Raw genomic sequence first — 23,742 nt, 5'->3', positions numbered from 1 at the left:
TATTAACGATATAAACAGGGTGAGCATCAACTAAAGATAAGTTTTGACCATAAATTTGAAATGTCAAGTACATTGATGTTCACTCATTTGTTTATTATATCTTGCTTAAGTTATTAAATTTTCATTCCTATTTATAATTATGAACTTTCTTTAAAGACTAAATTAGAGAGCGCCTGAGACTTTCGCAAGAGGTCTAGTGACCCGCCCCAACCACGGGCACGTCTTACATTGTTTTTTCATTTGTTCCTCACTTTATTTACTTTCTATGCCGCCTATGTTGGCGGCAATGATAGGAATGTAGTCACCTAAAAGCTGTCATCAACTTTCACTACACCAATACCGCAAGGTGGTGGGAAAGCGCCCTGGTAGTTGAGTAAGCGCTCCCATGTTTGTTTGCTCACCCTGTCTCCAAAATGTTGGACGTAGGCGTACTTGCCCACTATTTTTGCTTGTGCGGTATAGCGACTTATTTGTGCTGGTGATATGCGTGTACCCCGCACAATGTCGTTATGCGGCAATTTAAGGGTCGCAGCCTCAATCATGGGGAACTCATCATTTAATGACCTCAGCACAGCTTGAACCACTGAGGCGGCTGGCAAAACAAGAGCCATTTTAGCGATCGCACGCGGTGGTAGTAAGTAGGTAGTGTTAGGGATGTTTTCGTAAGCTAAGTCAACTTCGGCACTAGCGCGACGCACATCATCCCGTGTCAGTAGCAGCAATCCATCACCCTGTAGCTCATGTCCCCAATACTTGCAAGCTCGAATCACTTGTTCCTCACTCACACCATAAAAGCTTGCTACCCATGCGGTTGTCGCAACCTTGCAGCCGTAGTAGGAAAGCAGGTTATCGACAAGGGGTTCAGCAGTTTTGTGGTTTGTTTCGTCACCTAACAATATGTCTATAGCGGTGCTGTGAGTAATTTGGTCAAAGTATGTTACTCGCAACCGGGAATCGAGGAACAGGCGATTAAGTACCTTTGTTGTGGTGTGGTTGCTCTGTTCCTTATCTGCTGTAGCTTTAGCAGCATTGAGGTCATTGACTTTTTGAGAAAACTGAGTCATAGTAAAACCATCCGTTATTGTGGAAGCAATTGCGGTAAATGCACCCCGAAGTGTTGATAGCACCTAGGGGTGTTGTTTTTGTAGCTATCTACACGATCGTACGTCTGTCAAAATTTGTCGATCGCTCGCAACAATTTGTTACAAAGGGGTTTTGTCACAGGATAAGGTGTCCCATCAGTTCCGGCTCTGTTGTTGATGGACTCGATCGCGCGCCAATTCAATAGTGTCAATCAACATCTATCAATAGACCTATATAGGTGTGTTAGTGCAGCAAAATGCACAACAGACCTATATAGGTCTCTGAAAAATACAGAGTAAAGCACACTTCCAAACCTATTAGAGTTGAAAGTATTTTCTCGCATTTTTCCTCACACCCTTTGGACTAAACCCTTTAGGTTTCCGCCGATCACTCTCCAATACTTTGAAGCCTTCGCTATCGTGCTAAAATCTGTTGAAGGGTACATCAACAAAAAAAAGCCCGCTGCTCCTGATAGAGTTGCGAGACTCAAGAAAATAAATAAGTTTGACTTTGACTATATCATTTCTATGTCGCCTAAGTAGGCGGCAATAAGGGTAAGTAGGCTAGTGCAAAGGTAAAAGGGATGACATTTTAATGGGTTCAACGTTGCTTGTTGCTCAAAAACGCTGATGTCGATAATATAAGGTAAATGACAAATGCAAGGAGAAGTAGCTAGAAGAGCTATTAAGGTGTGTTGGTAATAGTACGTCCCCCTCCCCTATACACCCCCAACACCCGCAGCTAATCTCTCTCCTGACTATTGCTACGCTCCTGCGTCTTTTCTGTTGTCGATACCATTAGAACTGATTTGTTGAATAACAAACAGCGATGAACTTACTAAAATGTTGTTTCCTAATGCGTTCTTGCTGACACATTTACCATCATTGCCGCCTACTTTGGCGGCATAGAATGTTAACAGACTAAAGCAAAAGCGCAAAAGTAAGCAATAAAAAACCCGCCGGACTAGGGCGGGTCAAGGTGGGGGGGCAAGAGCGCGTTAAATGTTGGGGAAGTCTGCTTCTGTATCAACACCCAAATAATGCCGCTGAATTACCTCTACACTATTACCGCAAGCGGTAGCGAGAAGTAATAAATCTGTACCAGCGTGTGCCATAAGGGTAATAAAAGTGTGACGAGTATGGTAGGGGGAGAGGTAGCAACTTATCTTACCTTCCTCAACTAATTGAGTAACTATACCGGGGTAGCGGTAGACCTTACCTTTTGTGCCACATCGAGCCTCTTGCCATAAGTCACCCAAAAGGTTTGTATTGTAAGAATTGCCTTGTGTGTTAACAAAAACTAAATCGGTCTGATTAACATCCGCAGGTTTGATGCGTAGCAGTAAATCATTAAGGTTGGGATAGATTTTAAACAACCGTACCTCACCCGTTTTAGTAACCTGAGTGTTCCTAAGCCTTCCGTTATAAGACTTGTTAAACCTGATATAGTTTTTGTCGCGACCGATGAAAACATCTTGCCACCTTAAGGCGAACGCTTCACCGCTGCGACAACCTGTTAAAAACAAAAACTCAATTAGTGAGGCTGCTTGTCGGTGTCTGCGACTTGACGAATTATAGAAAGCATTGACAATTGCGTCACGTTCCTCCTTGGTAAAAGCGCGTCTGTCTTCTTCCTCTGGATCGACACCAATACCATCAACCTGCCACCATTCTTTAATATCCCCAGACGGTGTTATTGTTGACTTGTATTTGTCAGCTTTATTTTCTACATTCTTGCTGATAGTGACAAACGGATTAACCGTAAGCTTAGTTTTGCCTAATGACTGCAAGCGACCGAAGGCTTGAGAAAGTTCAGCCTCGATTCTAGTTCTATTCCTAGCACTTGCAGTCTGTTGAGCAATTCGTTGCTCTAGCCTACTGTCATTGACTGACAGGCTATATATTTCACTCCCGTTATCAATAAATTTGTGCTGAGAATGATCCCAGTGCAGTCCTTTAATGATATTGGTGTAAGTTCCACAAAAAATGGTTTTGAAAGTAGTAGGTTGTAATTGAGGTTGCTTCCAGATTAGGTAGTCCTCCCACATCTCACCTACTGTTATCTCAGGCTCCGGTTCCGGAATTGGTGTTGCCAGCTTTAATTCAGCGGTGTACTTAGTTTTTAGGCCGTACTTGGCAAAAGTTGGATCGAACAGTTGTTGCCAATCTGGATGTTGCAAGTCACCTTCGATCCGCCACGCAATAGCGATCGCCTTTTGGTAGTTATCAGGGGTATCTTTCATTCCCAGCCCCTGATGCTTGCGCTTGCCCCCAAAAATGGGATTGTACTTGGTGCTGAACTGCAACCGGAGTGAACCATTATCAGATTGAATCTTGACTGTTTCAGGGAGTGCTTGTGTTTTGGCGTACATATTCTGTTTTCAACGTTCTGTATGGGTTTCAGGCTTCTATCAAGTTTCTAGCAAACTTTGATAAATCGAGCCGTGTGTGTATCTCGATTGAAGCTAGAAGGTAGTATATCATGGTTAACGTATGAGTGTACTGACTTTGATGCTAATTTTGGCTACGAACCGACGATCAATTGCTGCTGGGGCAAACTGTACGTTACCACTGAGATATTGCACCATTCTCAATTAGCCTTTTATGAACAGGCTGGACGGCCTGTTCCACAAGAAAATTTATCTCTTGTGGAACAGGCCGTCCAGCCTGTTGCTGACAGTGATGCAAACTTTACGGTATCAGGAGTGAAGGGCAATTTAGGCCGATCGACCCGCGCGCCCGATCGAATAGCTTTAATATTAAGAAACAATAGCAGGTGCTTGAGAAAAGAATGAGTCAGGACATGAAGCGGGAATTTGCCAGCCGCGACGAATTAATTGCCTACGTGCGCGAACAGTTCCCCGAAGCCGCCGGGGACAGCAGCCTACCCCCAACCCCAGGCGGGCGGAAAGCAGCCGAGACAGCCCTGCAACAAGTCGATCCCGGCCAGTACGCCTCAACCCGCAATTTCCTCAACGGTGCGGTAACGCGCTTGTCGCCCTATTTGCGCTACGGCGTTTTGAGTCTTGCCGAAGTCCGGGATGCCGTACTGGAGAAGGTGCGGCATCCAGAAGAGGCAGTAAAACTCGTCAACGAGTTGGGTTGGCGGGATTATTGGCAGCGACTGTACGCCGAATTGGGCAACGGGATTTGGCAAGACCGGGAAGCCTACAAAACTGGTTACACTGCTAAAGATTACAGCGAAACTCTGCCGCAGGATGTCGTCGAGGGCACGACTGGTTTGGTTTGCATCGACAGTTTCAGCCGCGAGTTGCGAGAAACTGGTTATTTGCACAATCACCAGCGGATGTGGATGGCAGCTTATCTCGTACACTGGCGCCGCGTGCGTTGGCAAGCCGGAGCTCGCTGGTTTTTGCAACATTTGCTAGATGGAGATCCGGCGAGCAATAATCTTTCTTGGCAGTGGGTAGCAAGCACATTTAGTCACAAACCTTATTTTTTTAATCGGGAAAATTTGGAGCGTTACACTAAGGCGGTTTATTGTCGCGATTGTCCTCTGTATGGGCAATGCGATTTTGAGGGAACTTACGAATATTTGGAAGGGCAGTTGTTTCCTCATGGAGAAAAGGTCGATCGTAGTGGCGGTTCTAAAAGTTGGGATCGGCCTAAAAAAGGTCGCAGAAATTAAAATGTCAGTTGTCAGTAGTCATTAGTCAGTAGTCAGTAGTCATTAGTTATCAACAGTTAACAGTTAACAGTCAACAGTCAACAGTTAACAGTCAACAGTCAACAGTCAACAGTTAACAATTACTAATTTATGAACAATCCGATTATTTGGCTGCACGGTGACTGTTTGAGTCCTGAAGGCCCGGCTTTTCAAGCGCACCCACAGGCACCGGCAATCTGGGTTTGGGATGATGCGCTGATTGATGAATGGCAGTTGAGTCTCAAACGAATGGTGTTTATTTACGAATGTTTGCTGGAGTTGCCGGTAGTTATTCGGCGGGGCGATGTGGCTGCAGAAGTTATCGCTTTTGCGATCGAATCCGGCGCGAATCAAGTGGTAACTACCGAAAGTCCCAGTCCTCGATTTCAGGATATTTGCCGGGAAATTAAGCGATCGCACCCAGTAGAAGTTTTGCCACCGGAAGCCTTTGTCCGCTACGATGGTTACATTGATTTGAAGCGTTTTTCTCGCTATTGGCGCGTCGCTGAAAAATATGTTTTCTAATTGTAATTGGAAATTGGAAATTGGAAATTGGAAATTGAAAAGAGGTGTTCTTTTCTCTTCTTCCCTCTTCCTTCTTCCCTCTTCCTTCAACTCCCCTTCAAACGCTCCAACAGCCATTGAAATCTCGATGCCGCCAAATCTGGATTTTCGACATTTTGCGGGATGCCGTCCTCGCCGTCGGGATCTTCATATATTAAACCATCACTATCATCGCCGAAGCGTTTGACTGTACCCCGCAGTCTCGACGACAGAAATTTGGTAATCGCCCGATAAAACCGCAGGGAAAAAAGCACGTCTTGCTCGAGTTTTTCAGTTAGCAGCCGGCGGGGAATTGACAGGATGAGGCACTCTTCAATTGCCGTGACGCTAGCAGAAGGAAGCCTCCCGTCTACAAAAGACATTTCGCCTAACACTTCCCCGGAAATAATTTTTCCAATTTCTTTGTCGCCCAAAGATGATACAGAAACGCTCAAAGTTCCCTCCAGAACTATGTACAGGGCGTCTAAGGGCTTACCTTCGGTGATCAGGGTTGTGCCGGGGAGGACTTGGGTGCGGGTGCCGTTGGCGAGCATCCAATCGATGTCGCGATCGCTCAATTCGCCTAATATCACTAGAACTTTGCTCATAAAGTCAGGTTGAGATGAGATACTTTGTATTTTTTTAGTTGTTTACTAGCGTGCAGTTGTTAGATGGTCAGACCCTGAGCGAAAGCGAAGGCTAAACTTTACAAATAGAAGACTAAATTTTACACAATTTTCATAATATGCAGTAATTTTGACACGATCGAGCCCCAACTCTTTCTCGGATCGGTGGTATTATTCTACATTACTTGTCAGGGACTGTGCAGCAGCCGATCGCGTTGTATTAACTGCACTTGCTTGGGACGGCGGGGTTGCCCAAACTGTTTTGAAAGCTTGCTGTCTCTTGGTTTCGAGCTGGTGCGCGCTCAAAAACCGGATTTTTTCGGCGTGGCTGCGAGTGCAGCGCCCCCAAGTAAAGTATTGTAGGATGCAAGCGAGGCGAACGATCGACCCCTCAATTAAACAGGATTAAGGATGAAATCATCCCTAGGATTGATTTTTTGCCGATCAATCGGTAAATTTAAATTAGCCTCTAAACCGGCCGTCAGTTCTTAAATCTAATCAGCTTGAGAGTTGACTCTTCAACGGTTGAGTGCCAATCTAGGAACAACACAACTCATATTTGTGTCTTTTTTTAGCAAAGCTCTCGACGGTCGCCCTCAAACACTTACACTTTTAACACAGCCTTCATTGAGGAGTTTCTATGAATAGTCTATTTTCCAAGTCTACTTTTGCGTTAATAAATCTTGCAGCTTTAGCTGTTTGTTGCAGTGCCATGTCAGCGAAAGCTGAAACTGGCAACTTGCCCGATGTCGCTACAACTGCAACAATCGCAGCTCAAAATATTGACCAAATTTCTGAGCCGACGGCAACTTCAGCAGTTAAACCCGACGCAGAAACAACGGCTAGTAATAAAAAAATTGATTCAATCAGTTGGAGCGAACTAACAGAAGCGGGAGAGCCAGCAGCCTCTGAACAGGCCGCCAACTTGCAAGTATCTATGGCTGCACCCGAAAAATCGGAAGCAGCAACATCTGAAATTGCTGAGACAGAAACAGCGCAAAATACCTCCATTGCTGCTGAGACCCAAAAGTCCGAAGAAACCGCTAAAATTGCTGATAATGGTGTGAAAGTGCAGTCAACAGTCGAGACTGTCAAAAAGAGCGATCGACCTACCTCAATTGTTGCCGAGAGTAATAATTCTGAACCGACTGCAACCAAAGAAGAAAAAGAAGTCAAAACAGCACAAGAATTGTTGAGCAATCCTGTCAGCACTTCCGCCTCAGCTTTGACAAACCAACCGAAAGTTGCTGAAAAACCGCCAACTGTCTCGGAACCAACTGAAAAAGTAGCTCAAGGAACTCAAATCCGACCAGGCCGGGCTACCCGTTCTGGGCCCAGCTACATCGGCATTGGCGGCAATCTAGGTTTTGGCGGAGATTCAGCTTTAGGCGACGGTTCATTTGCCATTATTAGCAAAATCGGTTTGACGAACAATTTATCGGTCAGACCGACTGTTTTGTTCCGCGACAACTTAGCTTTTCTAGTTCCTGTTACCTACGATTTTGTATCTCAAGAGACCGTCGAAGTCAGCGAGGATTTTGTGATTACTGCTGCTCCTTATGCAGGTGCTGGCGTGCTAATTTCTACCGGCGATGACGGTACTTTTGGCTTCCTGATTTCGGGGGGTGTAGATGTGCCGCTGTCGAGAAATTTTACAGCCACAGCCGGACTGAATATTGGTTTTGTAGACGGAGCTGAAGTGGGATTGTTGGTCGGTGTCGGCTATACGTTCCCGAATATTGCCCGGTAGTGTTGCTGTTTGAGCAAACGCAGGACAAATAAATAAGCGCGGGGTTGGCTGTAGGAATACAGTCAACCCTTTTTGATGATGGAAAATCTGCCTATGCGATCAATGTAGGGTTCGCCATAAGCACAGAGCGGTAATGTAAGGTTTGAAATCTTCGCAGAAACCGGGTTTCTTTACTCGTCCTGGACGCACAAGCCCGATAGATGAAGGATAATAGGTCGTTTCAGCCATCAATCTAAGTCCAGAAAGCCGGGATATTCGTGACAGCGCGCAAGTCTGATAGTTGTATAATAGACAGACTAGCCAAGCGTAAAAAGTAGAATCCTATGCCGCAGGGAATCTTCAACAAAATCCTCAATCAGCTTGACACTCTGGAACTGCTAGAACTACAGCAACTAGAGCGCGCTATAGGGATATATCTGGCCCAGAAAGAACAAACTGCTCAACGGACAAAATTGCACCAAGCGCTGTTAACTTCTGGTTTAGTAAAAAAAATTAAGCATTCTTCTGGGAGTCAGCAAACAGAACGGCGACTAATTCAGGTACAGGGTAAGCCTGTTTCTGAGACAATTATTGAGGAACGCCGCTAGATGACAATTTATTTTGTAGATAGCAGTGCGCTGGTCAAACGCTACATTAATGAAATAGGTTCGGCATGGGTTTTGAGTTTGTGCGATCCTGCACTTAACAACGATAGATATATTGATTGGTGCTATTACAAGTGTTGAAATTGTTGCTGCAATTACCAGAAGGTCGCGCAGCAGAAGTATCTATCAATGCGACAGATGCTACAGCAGCCTGCAATCAGTTCAGGAGTGACCTACAATCTGAATATCAGGTTGTAGAATTCACCGAAACCATTATTAACTCTGCAATGGCATTAGCTGAAACCTACGGATTGCCAGGGTATGATGCTGTGCAGCTAGCAACAGGCTGTGGCATAAATAACCTTTGCACAGCTAACAGTTTGCCTGCGATGACTTTTGTATCTGCTGACAAGCGAATTTCAAAGGTGGTACCCGCCACGTGATTTATCCGTGGAATCAATCCCAAATCTCAAATCTAAAATCCTCAAGAAAGAGCATTTATCCGTGGGGTCGCCTCTAAAATCTAAAATCTAAAATCTAAAATCGATTGACGGGGAGCTGAATGCAGCAGCAACAAGTGAGGGTTTGATAGTTGAAAATGCCAACAACTACCCGTAAGGTCGCAAGCCCGTACAGTAAAAACCGCACAAATCTCGTTTGTAGCCGAGTATCGGGATGCTCCCGGATCGATCGTACTTTCTCACCAACCACCCGAAAAAACCGTGACCAAAACAGAAATCTTAGCAGCACTCAAAAATCTGACAGCAGAAGAACGCCTAGAAATCATCGAAACAGCTTCGCGGATGATGCGCGAAGAAATACAAGAAAAAGCCCAGCGCAAAGTTGAGAGAAAGCGGAGACTCAGAGCCGCAGCAGAAGCAGCAGTTCCTTTGTATGAACCAGGAGGGCCGCTGCACGATTTGTGGTCGCCCGACAGTGAACCGTATTTCGATTCAGAGGAAGAATACCTGAGCGCAGGGGTATAAACTAATGCGTAAGGGCGAAATTTGGCTTGTCAGACTAGATCCAACGGTGGGAGATGAAATTGGCAAAACTAGACCTGTTGTGGTTGTCAGTGATGATGAAGTGGGAAATTTGCGGCTCAAAGTAATTGTTCCAATTACAGCATGGAACGATCTTTTTTCCCCGCTTGATTGGATGGTGCAGCTCGAACCGACATCAGAAAATGGCTTGGCCAAACTCTCCGCCGCCGACGCTTTTCAAGTCCGTTCCGTTTCTCAACAAAGATTTGTCCGACAACTCGGAACCCTGTCTGAGACAATTATGGAAGAAATTACAGAAGCACTGACAATTGTTCTGGATCTAGATTGAATAACTAGGCAACAGCGTACAAATAGTGTTATTTATAGATAGATTGTATGGCGCGATGGCCTAAATGATTCCTATACAACTTACACTCAAAAATTTTCTCAGCTATCGCGAAGCTGCTTTAGACTTTCGCGGCTTGCACACTGCTTGCATTTGCGGGCCTAACGGTGCTGGCAAATCCTCCCTCTTAGAAGCCATATCCTGGGCACTTTGGGGCTGTTGCCGCAGCGATACGGAAGACGATATCATCCATATCGGCGAAATTGATGTGCGCGTTGATTTCACTTTCTCCACCGGCGGCCAAATCTACCGGGTGATTCGCAACCGCCGGCGCGGACAATCGGGAAGTTTGGAATTTCAAGTAGCAACAAACCCCCCCTTCCCCCCCCTTGGTAAAGGGGGGCCAGAAGAAGTGAATTCTTCCCTTGGTAAAGGGGAGCCAGAAGAAGTGAATTCTTCCCTTGGTAAAGGGGAGCCAGAAGAAGTGAATTCTTCTCCCCCCCTTGGTAAGGGGGGGTCGGGGGGGGTGAATTTTCGCACGCTCACAGACAAAGGTCTGAGAACAACTCAGCAAAAAATCCTCGAACACATCAAACTAGATTACGATACTTTCATCAACTCGGCGTATTTGCGGCAGGGGCGAGCTGATGAATTTATGCTCAAAAAGCCGATCGAACGCAAACAAGTTTTAGCCAACCTGCTCAAACTCGACTCCTACGACACTTTATCCGACCAAGCCAAGGATACGTCCAAACAATTTAAAGCTCAAGTCGAAGTGCTCAAACAGAGTTTGCTAACCGTACAAGAGCAACTGCAACAAAAAGAGACGATCGCCTCCGAACAAACTCAATTGCAGCAAGCAACCGATTTGCTTCAGCAGCAGCAGCAAGCCGACACAACCGAGTTACAGCAACTGCAACTCCAGCACCACAACCGTCAAACTTGGCAAAAACTCCTCGCCGGCCACCAGCAACAACACTACAATATCTCTCAAGAATGCCGCCGCTTGCAGCAAGAACTCGCCGCCGCCAAACAGCAGCAAAATGAGCTGCAAGCCCTCCTGGAGCAAGAAAATGAAATAACAACAGGCATTGCGTATTTCCACAGCTTGCAAGCGACAGAAGAAACTCTGGCTGGCAAATTCAAAGCTAACCAACAAGCCCAAAATCAGCGTCAAAAATTGCAAGAACAGCAGAGGCAAGAACTGAGCTTTTTGCAAAGCAAAATTCAGCAGTTGCAAGCTCAATTAGATGTTTTAGAACAGGATGAAAAAGATGTTCTGGAGATTCTCAAACAGCAGCCGGAGGTTGACAAAGGACTCGCACAGTTGCAAGCAGTTCGATCGCGCCTCAACGAACTAGAGCAACTGCAACTGCAAGTTTCGCCGCTGCTACAACAGCAGCAGCAAAAACAACAAAAGCTCGATCGCGCCCGCGCTGGTTTAACCGCCCGCTTAGACGAAATCAACCGACAGGTGCAAGTTCAGCAGCAGCAGCGACAACCGCAATTACAGCAGGAAATCTCAGCCATCGCCAATCAAATTTTGCAGTTGGAAAACAAGCGAGTTTATCAGCAGAGAGTCCGCGAAAAAGGTCAAGAAAGACACGACTTTCTAGGAAACCTGCAAGCCAAAAGCCGCGACTATCAAACCAGACTCGCCGAGATCGACCAAAAACTGCAACTGCTGCGGAAACATGAAGGAGAAAAAACCGCAGGCGAAGGTAAAGCCTCGAATTTTGCGGAAAACGAGCCATCGAATTCCCCTTTAATGGTGCGGGATACAAATTTTGGCAATTGTCCTTTGTGCGATCGACCTTTGGACGAACACTACTGGAACTTGGTAGTCACAAAACACCACACCCAACAGCAGGAAATCTGGAACCAACTGTGGGTTGTCCGTGAACAGTTGGCCGTCTCCGAGCGCGAAATTCAAGTCCTCAGACATGAATACCGCGAACTAGAAGAGGAATTAGCGCCCTACCAAGAATTGCGGGAACGCCGCAGTCATTTACAAGCACAATTAGATAGCCTGGGCCAAGACGAAAACCGGCTGCAAAGTATGCGTCAAGACGCGGCAGAAATAGAGCGGTTGCTACGCACCGGCGAGTATGCAGCCGATGACTTGGGCCAACTCCAGCAAATTGAACAGCAACTGCAACAGCTCAATTACAGCGATAGCAGCCACTCCCTCGCCCGCAGCGATGAAAAGCGCTTGCGGTGGGCGGAAATTAAGCAAGCTCAAATCAAAGATGCTCAACAGAAACTAAATAAAATTAATGCCCGTCGCCCGGATTTGCAAACTCAATTAGCCACCGTACAGCAACAGTTAGAACAGCAAAAAAATACCTCGGAAATACAGCAGCAAATTCTGTCTTTAGATAGATACATTGCGGAAGTTGGCTATAATTTGGAACAGCACGAACACGTCCGCAGCGAAATGCGCCGATCGCAGTTTTGGATCGCGCGCGCCGAAAAACTGCGATCGGCAACTGTGCAGTACCCGCAAGTGCAGCAGCGGGTTAATGAAATAGCAAATTCTATCGCTGTGCGCGATCGAGATTTGCAAGCTGTCAGCGCTCAAACTTCAGCGATGAACCAGCAGTTGCAAGAACATCCCGATCCCACAGCCCGCATAAGTGCGATCGAACAGCAAATGGGTCGCCGCCGCCAGCAGCTAGACCAACATTTGGGAAGTCTCGGACGCCTCCAGCAGCAGCAGCAAAATCTGGAAACTCTGCAAGTTCAGCTAGTAGCTCAAAAAGAGCAAATGCAAGTTGCCAAACGCCAGCAGCGAGTTTATCAAGAGTTGGGTCAAGCCTTTGGAAAAAACGGCATTCAAGCTTTAATGATTGAAAATGTTTTGCCTCAACTCGAAGCTGAAACCAATCAGATATTGTCGAGATTGAGCGCGAATCAATTGCACGTTCAATTTATTACTCAGCGGGCTGCTGCTTCTAAAAAAGCAACTAAGTTGATTGACACTTTAGACATTTTAATTGCTGATGCTCGCGGGACTCGCGCCTATGAAACTTACTCTGGCGGTGAAGCTTTTCGGATTAATTTTGCGATTCGGCTGGCGCTGGCGAGACTGCTGTCTCAGCGGGCGGGTACGGCTTTGCAAATGTTGATTATTGATGAGGGGTTCGGGACTCAGGATGCTGAAGGGTGCGATCGACTGATTGCTGCAATTAATGCGATCGCCTCCGACTTCGCCTGCATTCTCACCGTTACCCATATGCCCCACCTGAAAGAAGCTTTTCAAGCCAGGATTGAAGTAAGCAAAACTGCTCGGGGTTCTTGCATCAGCTTGTCAATTTAAAAGGGTTGATGACCCGGATGGAAGGAGGAGAAGAAAAAAAGTTGAAAATATCAGGGTAAGCGCATCTTGTCAATAACGAGGGGTTTTAGGACAATAACTCGGCTTTATTGTTGTTTATTGAGAACGGCTTTTCCACCTATAGCGCTTTTGTCTCTACTCAAACGCTATATACGGGAATGTAGAAATTAGATGCGCTTACCCTGTTGAAAATATCAGTATATTCACCTTCTGTTTTCTTTCCGTCTTCGGTATATTCACCTTCTGTTTTCTGGATAAGTGCCTAATGCCTTCGGTGATACTAATTTCCCAAAAGAAGGCAACTGTAGACCCACGATCCAAACCACGATCTAATCAGTCATTGCCAATCCAAAATCTAACATCTAAAATGGTATTACTCGTCTCCCTCGCCGACTTTTTTGGGCTGCTGACTTTGTTAACAAAGCTAAACTAAAAATAAGATTATAGAATAAGAATGGCTTAAGGTGTTTAGAATTTTTATTCTTCTGTCCGCTCCGAAGGAGCGTGAATATTGCTACAGATGACAACAGACTCTTTCAACCTGTCTCTCCTAGAACGGGCGATCGCAGCGTCGAGCAACAGCATCCTCATCGCGGATGCTCGCAAGCCTGACACACCTATAATTTACTGCAATCCTGCTTTTGAGAAACTGACCGGTTACAGTACCCAAGAAGTTATTGGACGCAACTGCCGATTTTTGCAGGGCCCCGATACCGATCAGGCCGAATTAAATAAACTCCGCCGCAGCTTGCAAGCGGGAACGGAAATTCAGGTAGTTCTCAAAAATTATCGTAAAGACAAAAGTCCTTTTTGGAACGAATTAATGGTTTCCCCCATTCTCGACAATGAGGGAAAATTAACTCATTTTATCGGAGTTCAGAACGATATTACCAAAAGAGTAGCAGCCGAAACAGCCAGGGAAGAAAGCGAAGAAAGATTGCGGGCGATCGCCACTGTGACTCCCGTTCCTATGTCAATTACGCGCCTAGAAGACAACCTTATTTTGTATGCAAATCCTGCTCTCGGTGAAAGTTTAGGTTTGAGTTACGAACAAGTTGTCGCACGCAAAAAAATTGAACTTTATGCCAATATCAATGACCGCCTTCACTTGCTAGAATTAGTCAAACAAAACGGCTTTAGTGACAGCGAAAAAATCTGCCTCAAGAAAGCAAATGGCAGTTTTTTTTGGGTAAAAATGTCGATGCGAGCGATTAATTTTAATGGCGAAGCCGCAATTTTATCGGCATTTTACGATATTACCGATCGCGTAGAAGCAGAAACCGCACTACGGCAAAGCGAAGCGAGGTTTCAAAAACTAGCCGCCAACGTTCCGGGAATGATTTATCAATTTCAGTTAGCCGCAGACGGCACTATGTCATTCCCCTACGTCAGTTCCGGCTGCCGCGAACTCTGGGAATTAGAACCTCTTGTACTCCAAAACTCAGCTATTCCCGCGATCGAAATGATTCATCCAGACGATGCGCCAAGCTTCCAGGAATCTGTTGCTATCTCAGCTAAAACTTTAGATCCTTGGCGGTGGGAAGGCAGATTTGTTTTTCCCGGCGATCGGATTAAGTGGATTAGCGGGGCTTCCCGACCAGAACATGGCGAAAAAGGTGACATTATTTGGGACGGCGTGTTGATTGACATTAGCGATCGCAAACTTGCAGAATCAGCACTGATCCAAAGCGAAGCCAGATTCCAAAAAATGGCCGCCAATGTGCCGGGAATGATTTATCAATACTTGCTGCATCCCGACGGTTCAAATGAATTCATTTATGTGAGTTCCTGCTGTTGGGAACTCTACGAATTAGAACCAGAAAAAGTTCAACAAAACTCCGATTTAATTTGGGCAAGGGTGCATCCAGAAGACCAAAAAAATCTGTTAGAATCAATCGCAATTTCCGGCGAAACTCTCAAACCTTGGATATATGAAGGGCGGATCATAACCGGATCGGGAAAAGTGAAATGGATTCGGGGCATTGCCCGCCCCGAAGCGCAGCCTGGGGGCGATATACTGTGGGAAGGGGTGACAATCGACATCAGCGATCGCAAGCTAGCAGAAATCGCCCTCAGCGAGTCAAAAATCGCCCTGCAACAAGCCAATCAAGAACTTGAAAAGCGCGTCCTAGAACGCACGGAAGCCTTGGAAACATCGCAAAAAATGCTGTGGTTGGTAATCAATAACATCCCTCAGTTAATCGCCTGGAAAGATCGAGATTTAGTTTACTTGGGAGGCAACAAAAACTTTGCCAAAGTCGCAGGTTTCAATCACCCCAGTGAAATCGCCGGTCTCACCGACTTCGATATGCCCTGGAAGCCGGAAGAAACAGAATTGTTTCGAGCCGGCGACCGCCGCATCATGGCAACCAACACCCCAGAATATCACATCATAGAATCCAAAATGCAAGCCGACGGCACCCAGTGCTGTCTGGATACAAATAAAATACCTTTACACGACAATTCCGGCAATGTTGTCGGCATTTTGTCTACGTTTGAAGACATCACCGATAGGCTTTCTCTAGCAGCTCAAGTCCGGGCCAGCGAGGAACTATTTCGCACAATTTTTGAAGATGCACCCATCGCTATCTACTTAGCTAATTTAGATGATAACAAGTTAGTGAGAGTCAATAAAACTTACTGCGAAATGCTGGGATATACTGCAGCAGAATTGCTCGGCAAAACATTTATTGAACTTGGGCATCCCGAAGATTCTCCAAAAAATTTCCAAGTTGCTGATTCTCTGAAGCGGGGAGAAATTACTCACTATCAAATCGAACTCCGCCAGATTGCCGCTACAGGTAAAATTGTTTGGGTAAACGTGACAGCTACTTTGATTCGAGACGGCGAAGGAAAACCTATTTACAACTTAGGGATGATTGAAAATATAACGAACCGCAAAATTTCCGCCGCCGCACTCCAAGCTTCCGAATCTCAATTAAGAAAACAAGCCGCCCAATTGCAAGAAGCCTACGAACAGCTACAAAACGCTCAAATCCAATTAGTTCAATCCGAAAAGATGTCGAGTCTCGGTCAGATGGTGGCTGGGATTGCCCACGAAATCAACAATCCGGCAACTTTTATTAACGGCAATATTTCTCATACTTACAACTATTTTCACGATTTAATTGAACTGTTAAGTCTCTACCAGGAATGCTATCCGTCCCCAGTACCTCAGATTGCTGAAAAAGTTAAGGAGTTAGAGTTGGATTTTCTGAAGGAAGACTTGCCAAAAATGCTAAATTCCATGAGAGTAGGAGTCGAAAGAATCAGTAATATTGTGTTGTCGCTGCGGAACTTTTCGCGACTGGATGAATCAGAAATGAAGTTGGTAGACCTTCATGAAGGAATTGACAGTACACTGTTAATTTTGCAGCACAGATTGCATCATGAAAGTATAAAAAGCGGGATTGAAATTATTAAAGAATACGGAAAAATATCGAAAATACACTGTTGTGCGGGGCAGTTAAACCAGGTATTTCTAAATATTATCAGCAATGCGATCGACGCTCTAGAAAACCAACCGGAACCTCGGACGATCGTGATTCGCACCCTCATGAAAAAAGCTGGGTTGAAAAGCCACAGTAAAACCCAGCTCAGTGATTGCGATCGCATTGTAATTTGCATCGCCGACAGTGGGCCGGGAATGAGCGAAGAGGTTCGCAAGCGGCTATTTGACCCGTTCTTCACCACCAAGCCCGTAGGGGCTGGAACCGGCTTAGGATTATCCATCAGCCATCAGATTGTGGTAGAAAAACATAAGGGAAGCCTGCGGTGCATCTCAGCGCCCGGACAGGGAGCGGAATTCTGGATTGAAATCCCCTGCTGAGCGATCGTCCATTAATCTAAAAGTTTAAATATCTAACTTTTAATTCCAAATTGCCGTAGGTACTTGAGTTATCAGGGTTTGGAATTAACCGCACTCAGAGGCCGGAACAAATCGCACTCAGCGGTGTGCTAATCTGCTGCCCTTATTCGCTAGGCAAATATGCTGAAAAAACTACCTTTATCCTGGTCTCGCTACATTCCAGCCGGGTTGACGCTGGCTTTGGGTGTCGGGCTGTCGGCCCTGGCATTCGCCTTGGTTTGGGACTGGGAAGACAAGCGCCGCGATTACGAAATGCACCGCCGCATTGACGATATTTCGATCGGCATCGAACGCCAGCTCAACTCCGACTTAGATACTGTTCTGGCCCTCAGCGACTACATGAAAGCCTTCAGCGCCGTCGAGCGTTCCTCTTTTGCCCGGTTTGTCGCCCGTCCCCTATCCGTCCACCCCAGCCTGCAACTCCTGGCTTGGGCCCCCCGCGTCCCCAATTCCGAGCGGCGCAACTACGAAACCAAAGCTAGAACCGAAACAGATCCCAGCTTCGAGATTACAGAGCGCGGCCCGCGAGGAGAACTCCGCAAGGCCCTCGAGCGTTCCGAATACTTCCCGGCTTTCTACGTCGAACCACCCACCGGAAACGAGACAGTATTAGGCTTTGACCTCGCCTCACACCCTGAAATCCGCGCCGCCCTCGATCAAGGGCGCGATACAGGAGAAATGATTGTCACCAACTACATCGGCTTAACTCAGGGCAATTCCCCGGAACTAGGTCTTTTGGCTATAGTTCCGATTTACGAAAACAGCAGTAAACCGACTACCCTGGAATCCCGTCGCCAACTGCTACAAGGATTTGTTCTGGGCGTATTTCGAGGCAAAGATATTTTCCAAACCTCTTTAAAAGGACGCAATACCGACTACCTCAATATTTATCTCGTTAGCGAGGCTCCAGACAAGCAACAAGCACCCTCGCTATTACCCCAAACGGCCAACCCGGTTCTCAAAAATCTCCCTGCTGAGAGGCAAATTCAGCAATTTGCGGTGCAGTTCCAATCCGCGAGCCAACAAGTGCTTCCAGCATCAGCCGCTGCTGACCGATCCCTCATGCAAAACTGCCCAATTCTTGACAATCCAGGCCCTAACTATACAGCTTGCAAAAGGCGGCTGAAAATTAGCGGCCGCCAGTGGTCTATGTACGTGTCAGCAACGCCGGAAATTCGCAGGCTTCGCAAGCACTGGCGCTCTTGGGGAACTCTGACGATGGGGATGCTGTGGACTCTGATTCCGGTGACATATATGCTGACATCTTTGAGCCGCACCGCCCAAATCGAAAAGCTAGCCGGAGAAAGAATTCGCCAAGCCGAACAGTTGCAGGCTGCTTACCTACAGTTGGAACTCGAACAAGCTAAATCCGAGCAACTGCTGCTAAACGTTTTGCCCGCAGCGATCGCCCTGCGTTTGAAGGACAATGAACACAATATCGCCGAAAGTTTTGCGGAAGTGACTGTGATGTTTGCCGACATTGTGGGGTTTACAGAGCTTTCGTCGAGAATTTCAGCGACGGCGGTGGTGGAAGTGCTCAACGATATTTTTTCGGCTTTTGACCACTTGGCCGATCGCCACGGTTTGGAGAAAATTAAGACTATTGGTGACGCTTACATGGTTGTCGGCGGTTTGCCTACGCCCCGAGACGATCACGCCGAGGCGGTGGCGAACATGGCGATCGATATGCTGCACGAAATTAGGCTGCTGAGTTTAGAACATTCGGAACCTTTCAGCATTCGGATCGGGATTAGCAGTGGCCCTGTCGTTGCCGGCGTTATCGGCTTAAAAAAGTTTATTTACGACCTCTGGGGCGACACAGTAAATATTGCTTCGCGCATGGAATCCCACGGGATTACCGGCTGCATTCAAGTCACCGCCGAAACCTATGAGATATTAAAAGATAAATATACTTTTCAGAAGCGTGGCGCCATTCAAATCAAGGGCAAGGGATACATGGTTACTTATTTGCTGACTGGGAAAAAAGATTATTAATCCAGCCCAAAAACGGATACAAGCCTCCGATTCCCCGATCGACTAAGACTTTCGATCGCCAAGCTAAGATATGATAAGCTCAAGGTATTCTATCACCCCTGCACCAAAAAAAGGAAAAACCATGACGACGCTGCTAATTCAAACCGAAAGCGTCCCACTGACGGTCAATTTCCCTGCGATCCAATCGATGACTGTTGAACAGTTCTATGAATTCTGTATAGTTAATCGCGATTTGAGAATTGAGCGTACTGCCAGTGGGGAAGTCATTATCATGTCACCAGCTTTTTCAGATACAGGGAATCGAAACGGTAAGATTTTTCAGCAACTTGCAAACTGGGCAGAAGAAGATGGCACAGGTGAAACGTTTGACTCCAGTGCAGGCTTTACCTTGCCGAATGGAGCAACCCGCTCTCCCGATGCCTCCTGGATTAAACTAGAGCGCTGGAATGCCTTAACTGAAGAACAAAAAGCCTCATTCGCACCGATTTTTCCAGACTTTGTGATTGAATTGCGGTCTGCTAGTGACACTCTCAAGGGATTGCAAAACAAGATGCAAGAATATATTGAGAACGGTGTATCGCTCGGCTTTTTGCTCGATCGCAAAAACAGAAAAGTCTACATCTACCGTCCCGATCGCGAACCGGAAATCTTAGATAATCCTGAAACAGTCAGCGCAGATCCAGAGTTACCGGCATTTGTCTTGCGGATGGCAAAAATCTGGTGATTTAGATCGTTACACCATACTCAAAGACATCAATTCATCTGTCATTTCAAAATTAGCTGTCACGCTTTGTACGCCGTCCAAATCTTCCAGTGCATCCATTAACTTAAGGAGCGATCTAGCTTTTTCAGGAGTGTCTATTTCTACTGTATTGCTGGGAATCCAGCGATTTTCCGAGTGCAAAAATGCAAAATAATTTTGTTTCAAATGACACTACCCGCTCTTTCATAGACTGGCATTCTTGGTTCATAGATACCTTATTTTTTAGCTCGAATCACTAAATCAATTAACTGTTCTCTTCCCCAGAGTTGTACCCCATTCGCTTGAGCCAGTTTATGAGCATTGGATGTAAACATACTGTTTGTAATAACGATCGCATCTTGCGCCCCGTAATACTTAACCGCACTAACCACTTCTTGCACGGCGGAATTTCCCACTTTTCCTTGATAGCGTTTTGCCTGGACAACGGTTTTATTGCGGGCTTTAGAGAGAATCAAGTCCGCACCAAAATCCCCCGTTTTGGGTGTCATTTCGACCCCATAACCAAGATTGCGGAAACAGCAGGCTAAAAATTCCTCAAACTCTTCTCCCGTCATGCGATCGACCTGATCGATTAAATATCCAATCTCTGGGACTTCTAACCGCGTAGAACCTGCTAAAATCTGCTTAAAGTTTTTCAGCAGAATTGCACTCAACTTAGTAGAAGGAGAATGAGTAGATCGAGAGGGAGTTTGTGATTCAGTATCGATTAAATCAGCAATCTTTGGCACGTCTAATAGTGTAGCAACTTTTAATATTTTTTTGAAGTTTTGCAGCATACTTGAACTCAATTTATTAGTATAAGAATACGAAGATAAAGAGGGAGTTTGTGATTCAGCTTGGACTTCAGTTTGTGCTTCAGTGGGTTGCGATACCGCATCCTCGATTAAAGTTGGCTGGGGTTGTTTTTTCGCTTGCTTTCTTTTGCTCAAAACAGCCCGTTGAATTGTCAGCAAAATTTTTCCTTCTTGTTGATTAATTTCACCGTCAGCCTCGATAATCTCAGTGCATCGCTTTAAAAGTGGTTCGGCAAAGTCGAGTTCGAGTTGTTCGAGTAAAATATCCAACTTGGGAAGCAATTTAGACTTATTTGTCACAGCTTCAATCTCAGCTAAAGTCCTGGGATTTAAATTCGCAGCTTGTAATTCCGGTAATAACTCATCCCATCGGGTGAATTTTTGGCTGGCATAGACGACATACACCAAAATCCAATCCATCACCGTTTCTTGTGCGATCGCTTTTTCTAAATATTGCTCACTTTCCGCTTGCAATACCTCTCGTAAATCTTCGAGCTTAGTTTCGATTTCCGAGGAGTCGAGATGCGCTTCATAAAACCGACAAGCACCGTATCCCAGCGCGTAAATCATTGCTGCACTGGCGCTAGCATTAATCACGGCACCCGCCAAGGGAATATTGCTGACAAGGGTAACTCCAGCTTCGATCGCTAAATTGCTACCCAAGGATAAACCGAAAATAGCGACAACTTCTGCTTTGCGATCGCTCGATCGCAAATCCATGCCATAGGCGGCAGCAATTTGATAAACCAACTCGGCAGATAACGCCGTCATTGCCGCTAAATCCATGCCAGACAACGCCAAAGCCACGCCGGGAACTAAACTGCTCACCAAGCCACTTCCTGCCGCTAGCAAGGCTTTTTCCACCATCAAGTGATGTGCGATTTCTTCGGGTTTCTCGTGAGGATATTGGCGCTGTAACTCTCGAACTTGCGCCTCGGCATTTACGACATCAACTTTATCGATCGCACTGACTAACCAATCAATTTTGAAATTTTCAGTGAGTTTTTTCAGGATAGGACTCTGGGAAATCAAACCAAGGGCTGAACCAAAAAAATTGGGAAATTGGAGTGCTGCACTTCCGGCATTCCCTACCGCATTGCCTACCGCACTCGCGGTATTAACAACCATCTCACCTCCAGCACTGCTTGCTGCATTCCCCACCGCACTCGCGGTATTAACGATCGCACTTCCGGCATTGCCTACCGCATTGCCTACCGCACTCGCGGTATTAACAAAAATTGCACTTCCGGCACTGCCTGCTGCATTCCCTACCGCACTCGCCGTATCAACAATCGCACTTCCAGCACTAACGGCTGCATTCCCCACCGCACTCGCCGTATCAACAATCGCACTTCCAGCAGTGCCGGCGGCATTCCCCACCGCACTCGCCGTATCAACAATCGCACTTCCAGCACTCGCCGCTGCATTCCCCACCGCACTCGCCGTTGCAGAGACGGCTCCGAAAACGGAACCGAACCAATTGGATGTATCCTCTGGTTTAGCCTGCACCTCCGATTTGGATTGATCCTTGGTTTCTGATACTTCGGTTGCTGAGAGAACTTCTTGTGAGTGGGTGCTGTCTATTTTGCTTTCGTTGTTATCTAGCATGGCTTTACTGTGGGTTGAGATTTTCAATGCAGCTTTTTGAGCAATGCGTTGGATTGACACTCCCCACTCGCGTACAGATAGGGATTCGTTTCCTGGTAATAGTGTAGCGCGATCGTCCCGCTGGCAATTTTTCGTCTTTTGCAGCAGTGACAGCAGGACGATCCCGATCCCTCATCTTTAAACCATTAAACCATGACCGAAGACATCAATTCATCTGTCATTTCAAAATTCGCCGTCACACTTTGCACGTCGTCCAAATCTTCCAGTGCATCCATTAACTTCAAGAGCGATCTAGCTTTTTCAGGAGTGTCTATTTCCACTGTATTGCTCGGAATCCAGCGATTTTCCGACTGCAAAACAGCAATTTTTTTTTGTTTCAAAACATCAGCCAACTGTTCCAAATTAGCCACACTTGTAAATACTTCTGCACCCTCAGTATCCTCATCAAGTAATATCAAATCATAAGATTCCGCAGCCGCCTCTAGCGACGCTTCAAACAATTGTTCCTCATCAATCGGGCCGCGTACCGTACAAACTCCTTTGTGGTCAAACATCCAGCCGACACAACCAGTTTCGCCCAAATTGCCGCCATTTTTAGTAAAAGCTTCTCGCAAGTCAGCCGCCGTGCGGTTGCGGTTGTCTGTCAGCGCTTCAATCAGAATAGCAACCCCGCCAACGCCGTAACCTTCGTAGCGAATAGCTTCTAATTCCGAACTTCCCCCCGCCAAGCCGGCACCTTTGGCGATCGCCCTTTCTATGTTTTCATTAGGAATACTCGCCGCCTTGGCTTTTTCTATAGCCGTCCGCAGTTGAAAATTGCCAGCGGGATCGGGTACTCCGCTGCGGGCCGCGACAATAATTTCGCGAGATATTCTAGCAAAAACCTTGCCTTTAACGGCATCAACTCTAGCTTTTTGGCGTTTAATATTCGCCCACTTACTGTGTCCAGCCATACCGATTTAAGATTTTCAATTTAAAATGTGCGATCGAGATTAAACAATAACACTCCGATTCTCACTGATCGGATTAACGTAGGGTGCGCCCGGTCGCGCACCTTACACACATAGCATAAAATGCGATTTTTCGCACGAATCTCAAGTTTAATTAAACCGGATAACGGCTTCAGAGTCAGTCAGGTGAGAAGTATCGCCATTAAGTGCGATCGACCATCCTGCATCTTGTCGCACCACTTTCACCAAACAGCATAGAGAAGCATTAATTTCCGTTTCCGCACCGCCCGCCAGCCCGATCGCAGTTCCTAAAACCGACGCACCGTGACCTACTAATAACATATCTTCGGGAAACTCTGCCGCGAGGCGTTTAGCACTTTCCCCCGCCCTTTTGAAACAAGCTTCCCCAGTTTCGGGATAATTAGGAATACCGCCTTTGTAGGAAGCATCAATCCGGGGAAAACGCCTGCACAAATCCTCTACAGATTCAGTTTCTGGCATTTCTGTCATCCATTCCGGATTCAGCCATTCGCACAGTCCCCACTCTAGTTTAATTGACAAATCGAGAGCTTCGGCCGCGTGATTTGCTGTTTGGACAGTTCGCAGAAAAGGGGAAGCAAAAATATGAGAAATTCCTTCACCTTTGAGGCGATTTGCGAGTTGTTTAGCTTGAACCTGACCGTCTTCGGAAAGGTGGGGATCGTAGCGGTGTTCTGCGGTGAGAAACCAGTCGGGGGTAACAAAGTCGATGCGGTTTCCGTGTCGTGCGATCCAGACTGTTTGTGGCATGAGTTGGTTTGAGTTTTGCTTCTAGGTGTAATATTATATCAAAGATGCTGATTTGGG

At 46.3% G+C, this 23,742-nt stretch carries 20 protein-coding genes and 1 pseudogene; 14 read left to right on the top strand and 7 right to left on the bottom strand.

The features are described 5' to 3' along the window. Window positions 1-305: 305 nt before the first annotated feature. Both QUB08_RS03560 and QUB08_RS03555 read right to left on the bottom strand, forming a co-directional pair. The gene (locus QUB08_RS03560) at window positions 306-1,064 is read right to left on the bottom strand and encodes a hypothetical protein (protein ID WP_333223493.1); all 759 of its coding nucleotides are present in this window, start codon (window positions 1,062-1,064) and stop codon (window positions 306-308) included. A gap of 1,016 nt (window positions 1,065-2,080) precedes the next feature. Then, window positions 2,081-3,454 (bottom strand): tyrosine-type recombinase/integrase, encoded by a 1,374-nt coding sequence (locus tag QUB08_RS03555; RefSeq protein ID WP_333223492.1) that lies wholly within the window; start codon window positions 3,452-3,454, stop codon window positions 2,081-2,083. 72 nt (window positions 3,455-3,526) lie between these two features. Between QUB08_RS03555 and QUB08_RS03550 the strand changes: the two genes are divergently transcribed. From QUB08_RS03550 to QUB08_RS03540, 3 genes are all read left to right on the top strand, one after another. Then, window positions 3,527-3,877, top strand: coding sequence for a hypothetical protein (locus QUB08_RS03550; protein WP_333223491.1), 351 nt, complete (start codon window positions 3,527-3,529; stop codon window positions 3,875-3,877). After that, entirely contained in the window at window positions 3,874-4,731 is an 858-nt protein-coding gene (locus QUB08_RS03545; RefSeq protein WP_333223490.1) for an FAD-binding domain-containing protein, read from the top strand. Before QUB08_RS03550 ends, QUB08_RS03545 begins: the two co-directional genes overlap by 4 nt. A 129-nt stretch (window positions 4,732-4,860) precedes the next feature. Continuing rightward, entirely contained in the window at window positions 4,861-5,274 is a 414-nt protein-coding gene (locus tag QUB08_RS03540) for a hypothetical protein (RefSeq protein ID WP_333223489.1), read from the top strand. Window positions 5,275-5,360: 86 nt separating this feature from the next. Here QUB08_RS03540 and QUB08_RS03535 read toward each other — a convergent pair whose 3' ends face one another. Then, on the bottom strand, window positions 5,361-5,900 hold the full coding sequence (locus QUB08_RS03535) for a cyclic nucleotide-binding domain-containing protein (protein WP_333103913.1): 540 nt from the start codon (window positions 5,898-5,900) through the stop codon (window positions 5,361-5,363). A gap of 148 nt (window positions 5,901-6,048) precedes the next feature. Here QUB08_RS03535 and QUB08_RS03530 point away from each other — a divergent pair, with 148 nt between their 5' ends. The 11 genes from QUB08_RS03530 (at window position 6,049) to QUB08_RS03480 (ending at window position 19,505) form a co-directional block, all read left to right on the top strand. After that, entirely contained in the window at window positions 6,049-6,327 is a 279-nt protein-coding gene (locus QUB08_RS03530; RefSeq protein ID WP_333223488.1) for a hypothetical protein, read from the top strand. 231 nt (window positions 6,328-6,558) lie between these two features. Beyond that, entirely contained in the window at window positions 6,559-7,668 is a 1,110-nt protein-coding gene (locus tag QUB08_RS03525) for a hypothetical protein (RefSeq protein ID WP_333223487.1), read from the top strand. A gap of 323 nt (window positions 7,669-7,991) precedes the next feature. Further along, window positions 7,992-8,255, top strand: a complete 264-nt coding sequence (locus QUB08_RS03520) for a hypothetical protein (RefSeq protein ID WP_333025420.1) — start codon at window positions 7,992-7,994, stop codon at window positions 8,253-8,255. Next, window positions 8,256-8,393, top strand: coding sequence for a hypothetical protein (locus tag QUB08_RS03515; protein ID WP_333223486.1), 138 nt, complete (start codon window positions 8,256-8,258; stop codon window positions 8,391-8,393). It begins immediately after the preceding gene. Continuing rightward, window positions 8,372-8,695, top strand: coding sequence for a type II toxin-antitoxin system VapC family toxin (locus QUB08_RS03510; protein WP_333223485.1), 324 nt, complete (start codon window positions 8,372-8,374; stop codon window positions 8,693-8,695). Before QUB08_RS03515 ends, QUB08_RS03510 begins: the two co-directional genes overlap by 22 nt. A 279-nt stretch (window positions 8,696-8,974) precedes the next feature. Further along, window positions 8,975-9,238 (top strand): hypothetical protein, encoded by a 264-nt coding sequence (locus QUB08_RS03505; RefSeq protein WP_333223484.1) that lies wholly within the window; start codon window positions 8,975-8,977, stop codon window positions 9,236-9,238. A 4-nt stretch (window positions 9,239-9,242) separates the two neighbouring features. Continuing rightward, window positions 9,243-9,584 carry a type II toxin-antitoxin system PemK/MazF family toxin gene (locus QUB08_RS03500; protein WP_333153853.1) on the top strand — a complete coding sequence of 114 codons (342 nt, stop codon included), beginning with the start codon at window positions 9,243-9,245 and terminating at the stop codon, window positions 9,582-9,584. 64 nt (window positions 9,585-9,648) lie between these two features. Beyond that, complete coding sequence (locus QUB08_RS03495) at window positions 9,649-12,900, top strand: AAA family ATPase (RefSeq protein ID WP_333223483.1); 3,252 nt, start codon at window positions 9,649-9,651, stop codon at window positions 12,898-12,900. Window positions 12,901-13,438: 538 nt separating this feature from the next. Continuing rightward, entirely contained in the window at window positions 13,439-16,747 is a 3,309-nt protein-coding gene (locus QUB08_RS03490; RefSeq protein WP_333223482.1) for a PAS domain S-box protein, read from the top strand. Between the two features lie 159 nt (window positions 16,748-16,906). After that, entirely contained in the window at window positions 16,907-18,781 is a 1,875-nt protein-coding gene (locus tag QUB08_RS03485; protein WP_333223481.1) for an adenylate/guanylate cyclase domain-containing protein, read from the top strand. 121 nt (window positions 18,782-18,902) lie between these two features. Then, window positions 18,903-19,505, top strand: coding sequence for a Uma2 family endonuclease (locus tag QUB08_RS03480; protein WP_333223480.1), 603 nt, complete (start codon window positions 18,903-18,905; stop codon window positions 19,503-19,505). Between the two features lie 9 nt (window positions 19,506-19,514). Here QUB08_RS03480 and QUB08_RS03475 read toward each other — a convergent pair. From QUB08_RS03475 to QUB08_RS03460, 4 genes and pseudogenes are all read right to left on the bottom strand, one after another. Further along, window positions 19,515-19,709: pseudogene (locus tag QUB08_RS03475) on the bottom strand (YebC/PmpR family DNA-binding transcriptional regulator); the annotation flags it as partial. Window positions 19,710-19,759: 50 nt separating this feature from the next. After that, window positions 19,760-22,006 carry a restriction endonuclease gene (locus tag QUB08_RS03470; RefSeq protein WP_333223479.1) on the bottom strand — a complete coding sequence of 749 codons (2,247 nt, stop codon included), beginning with the start codon at window positions 22,004-22,006 and terminating at the stop codon, window positions 19,760-19,762. 125 nt (window positions 22,007-22,131) lie between these two features. Then, window positions 22,132-22,899: a YebC/PmpR family DNA-binding transcriptional regulator gene (locus tag QUB08_RS03465; protein WP_333223478.1), complete on the bottom strand. Its 768-nt coding sequence runs from the start codon at window positions 22,897-22,899 to the stop codon at window positions 22,132-22,134. A 147-nt stretch (window positions 22,900-23,046) separates the two neighbouring features. Continuing rightward, window positions 23,047-23,685 carry a histidine phosphatase family protein gene (locus QUB08_RS03460; RefSeq protein WP_333223477.1) on the bottom strand — a complete coding sequence of 213 codons (639 nt, stop codon included), beginning with the start codon at window positions 23,683-23,685 and terminating at the stop codon, window positions 23,047-23,049. Window positions 23,686-23,742: the final 57 nt, after the last annotated feature.

Source organism: Microcoleus sp. BR0-C5, assembly GCF_036705045.1.
Classification (GTDB): domain Bacteria; phylum Cyanobacteriota; class Cyanobacteriia; order Cyanobacteriales; family Microcoleaceae; genus Microcoleus.
Note: the sequence above shows the minus strand (reverse complement) of the source record. Positions and strands in the feature narration are given on the sequence as shown.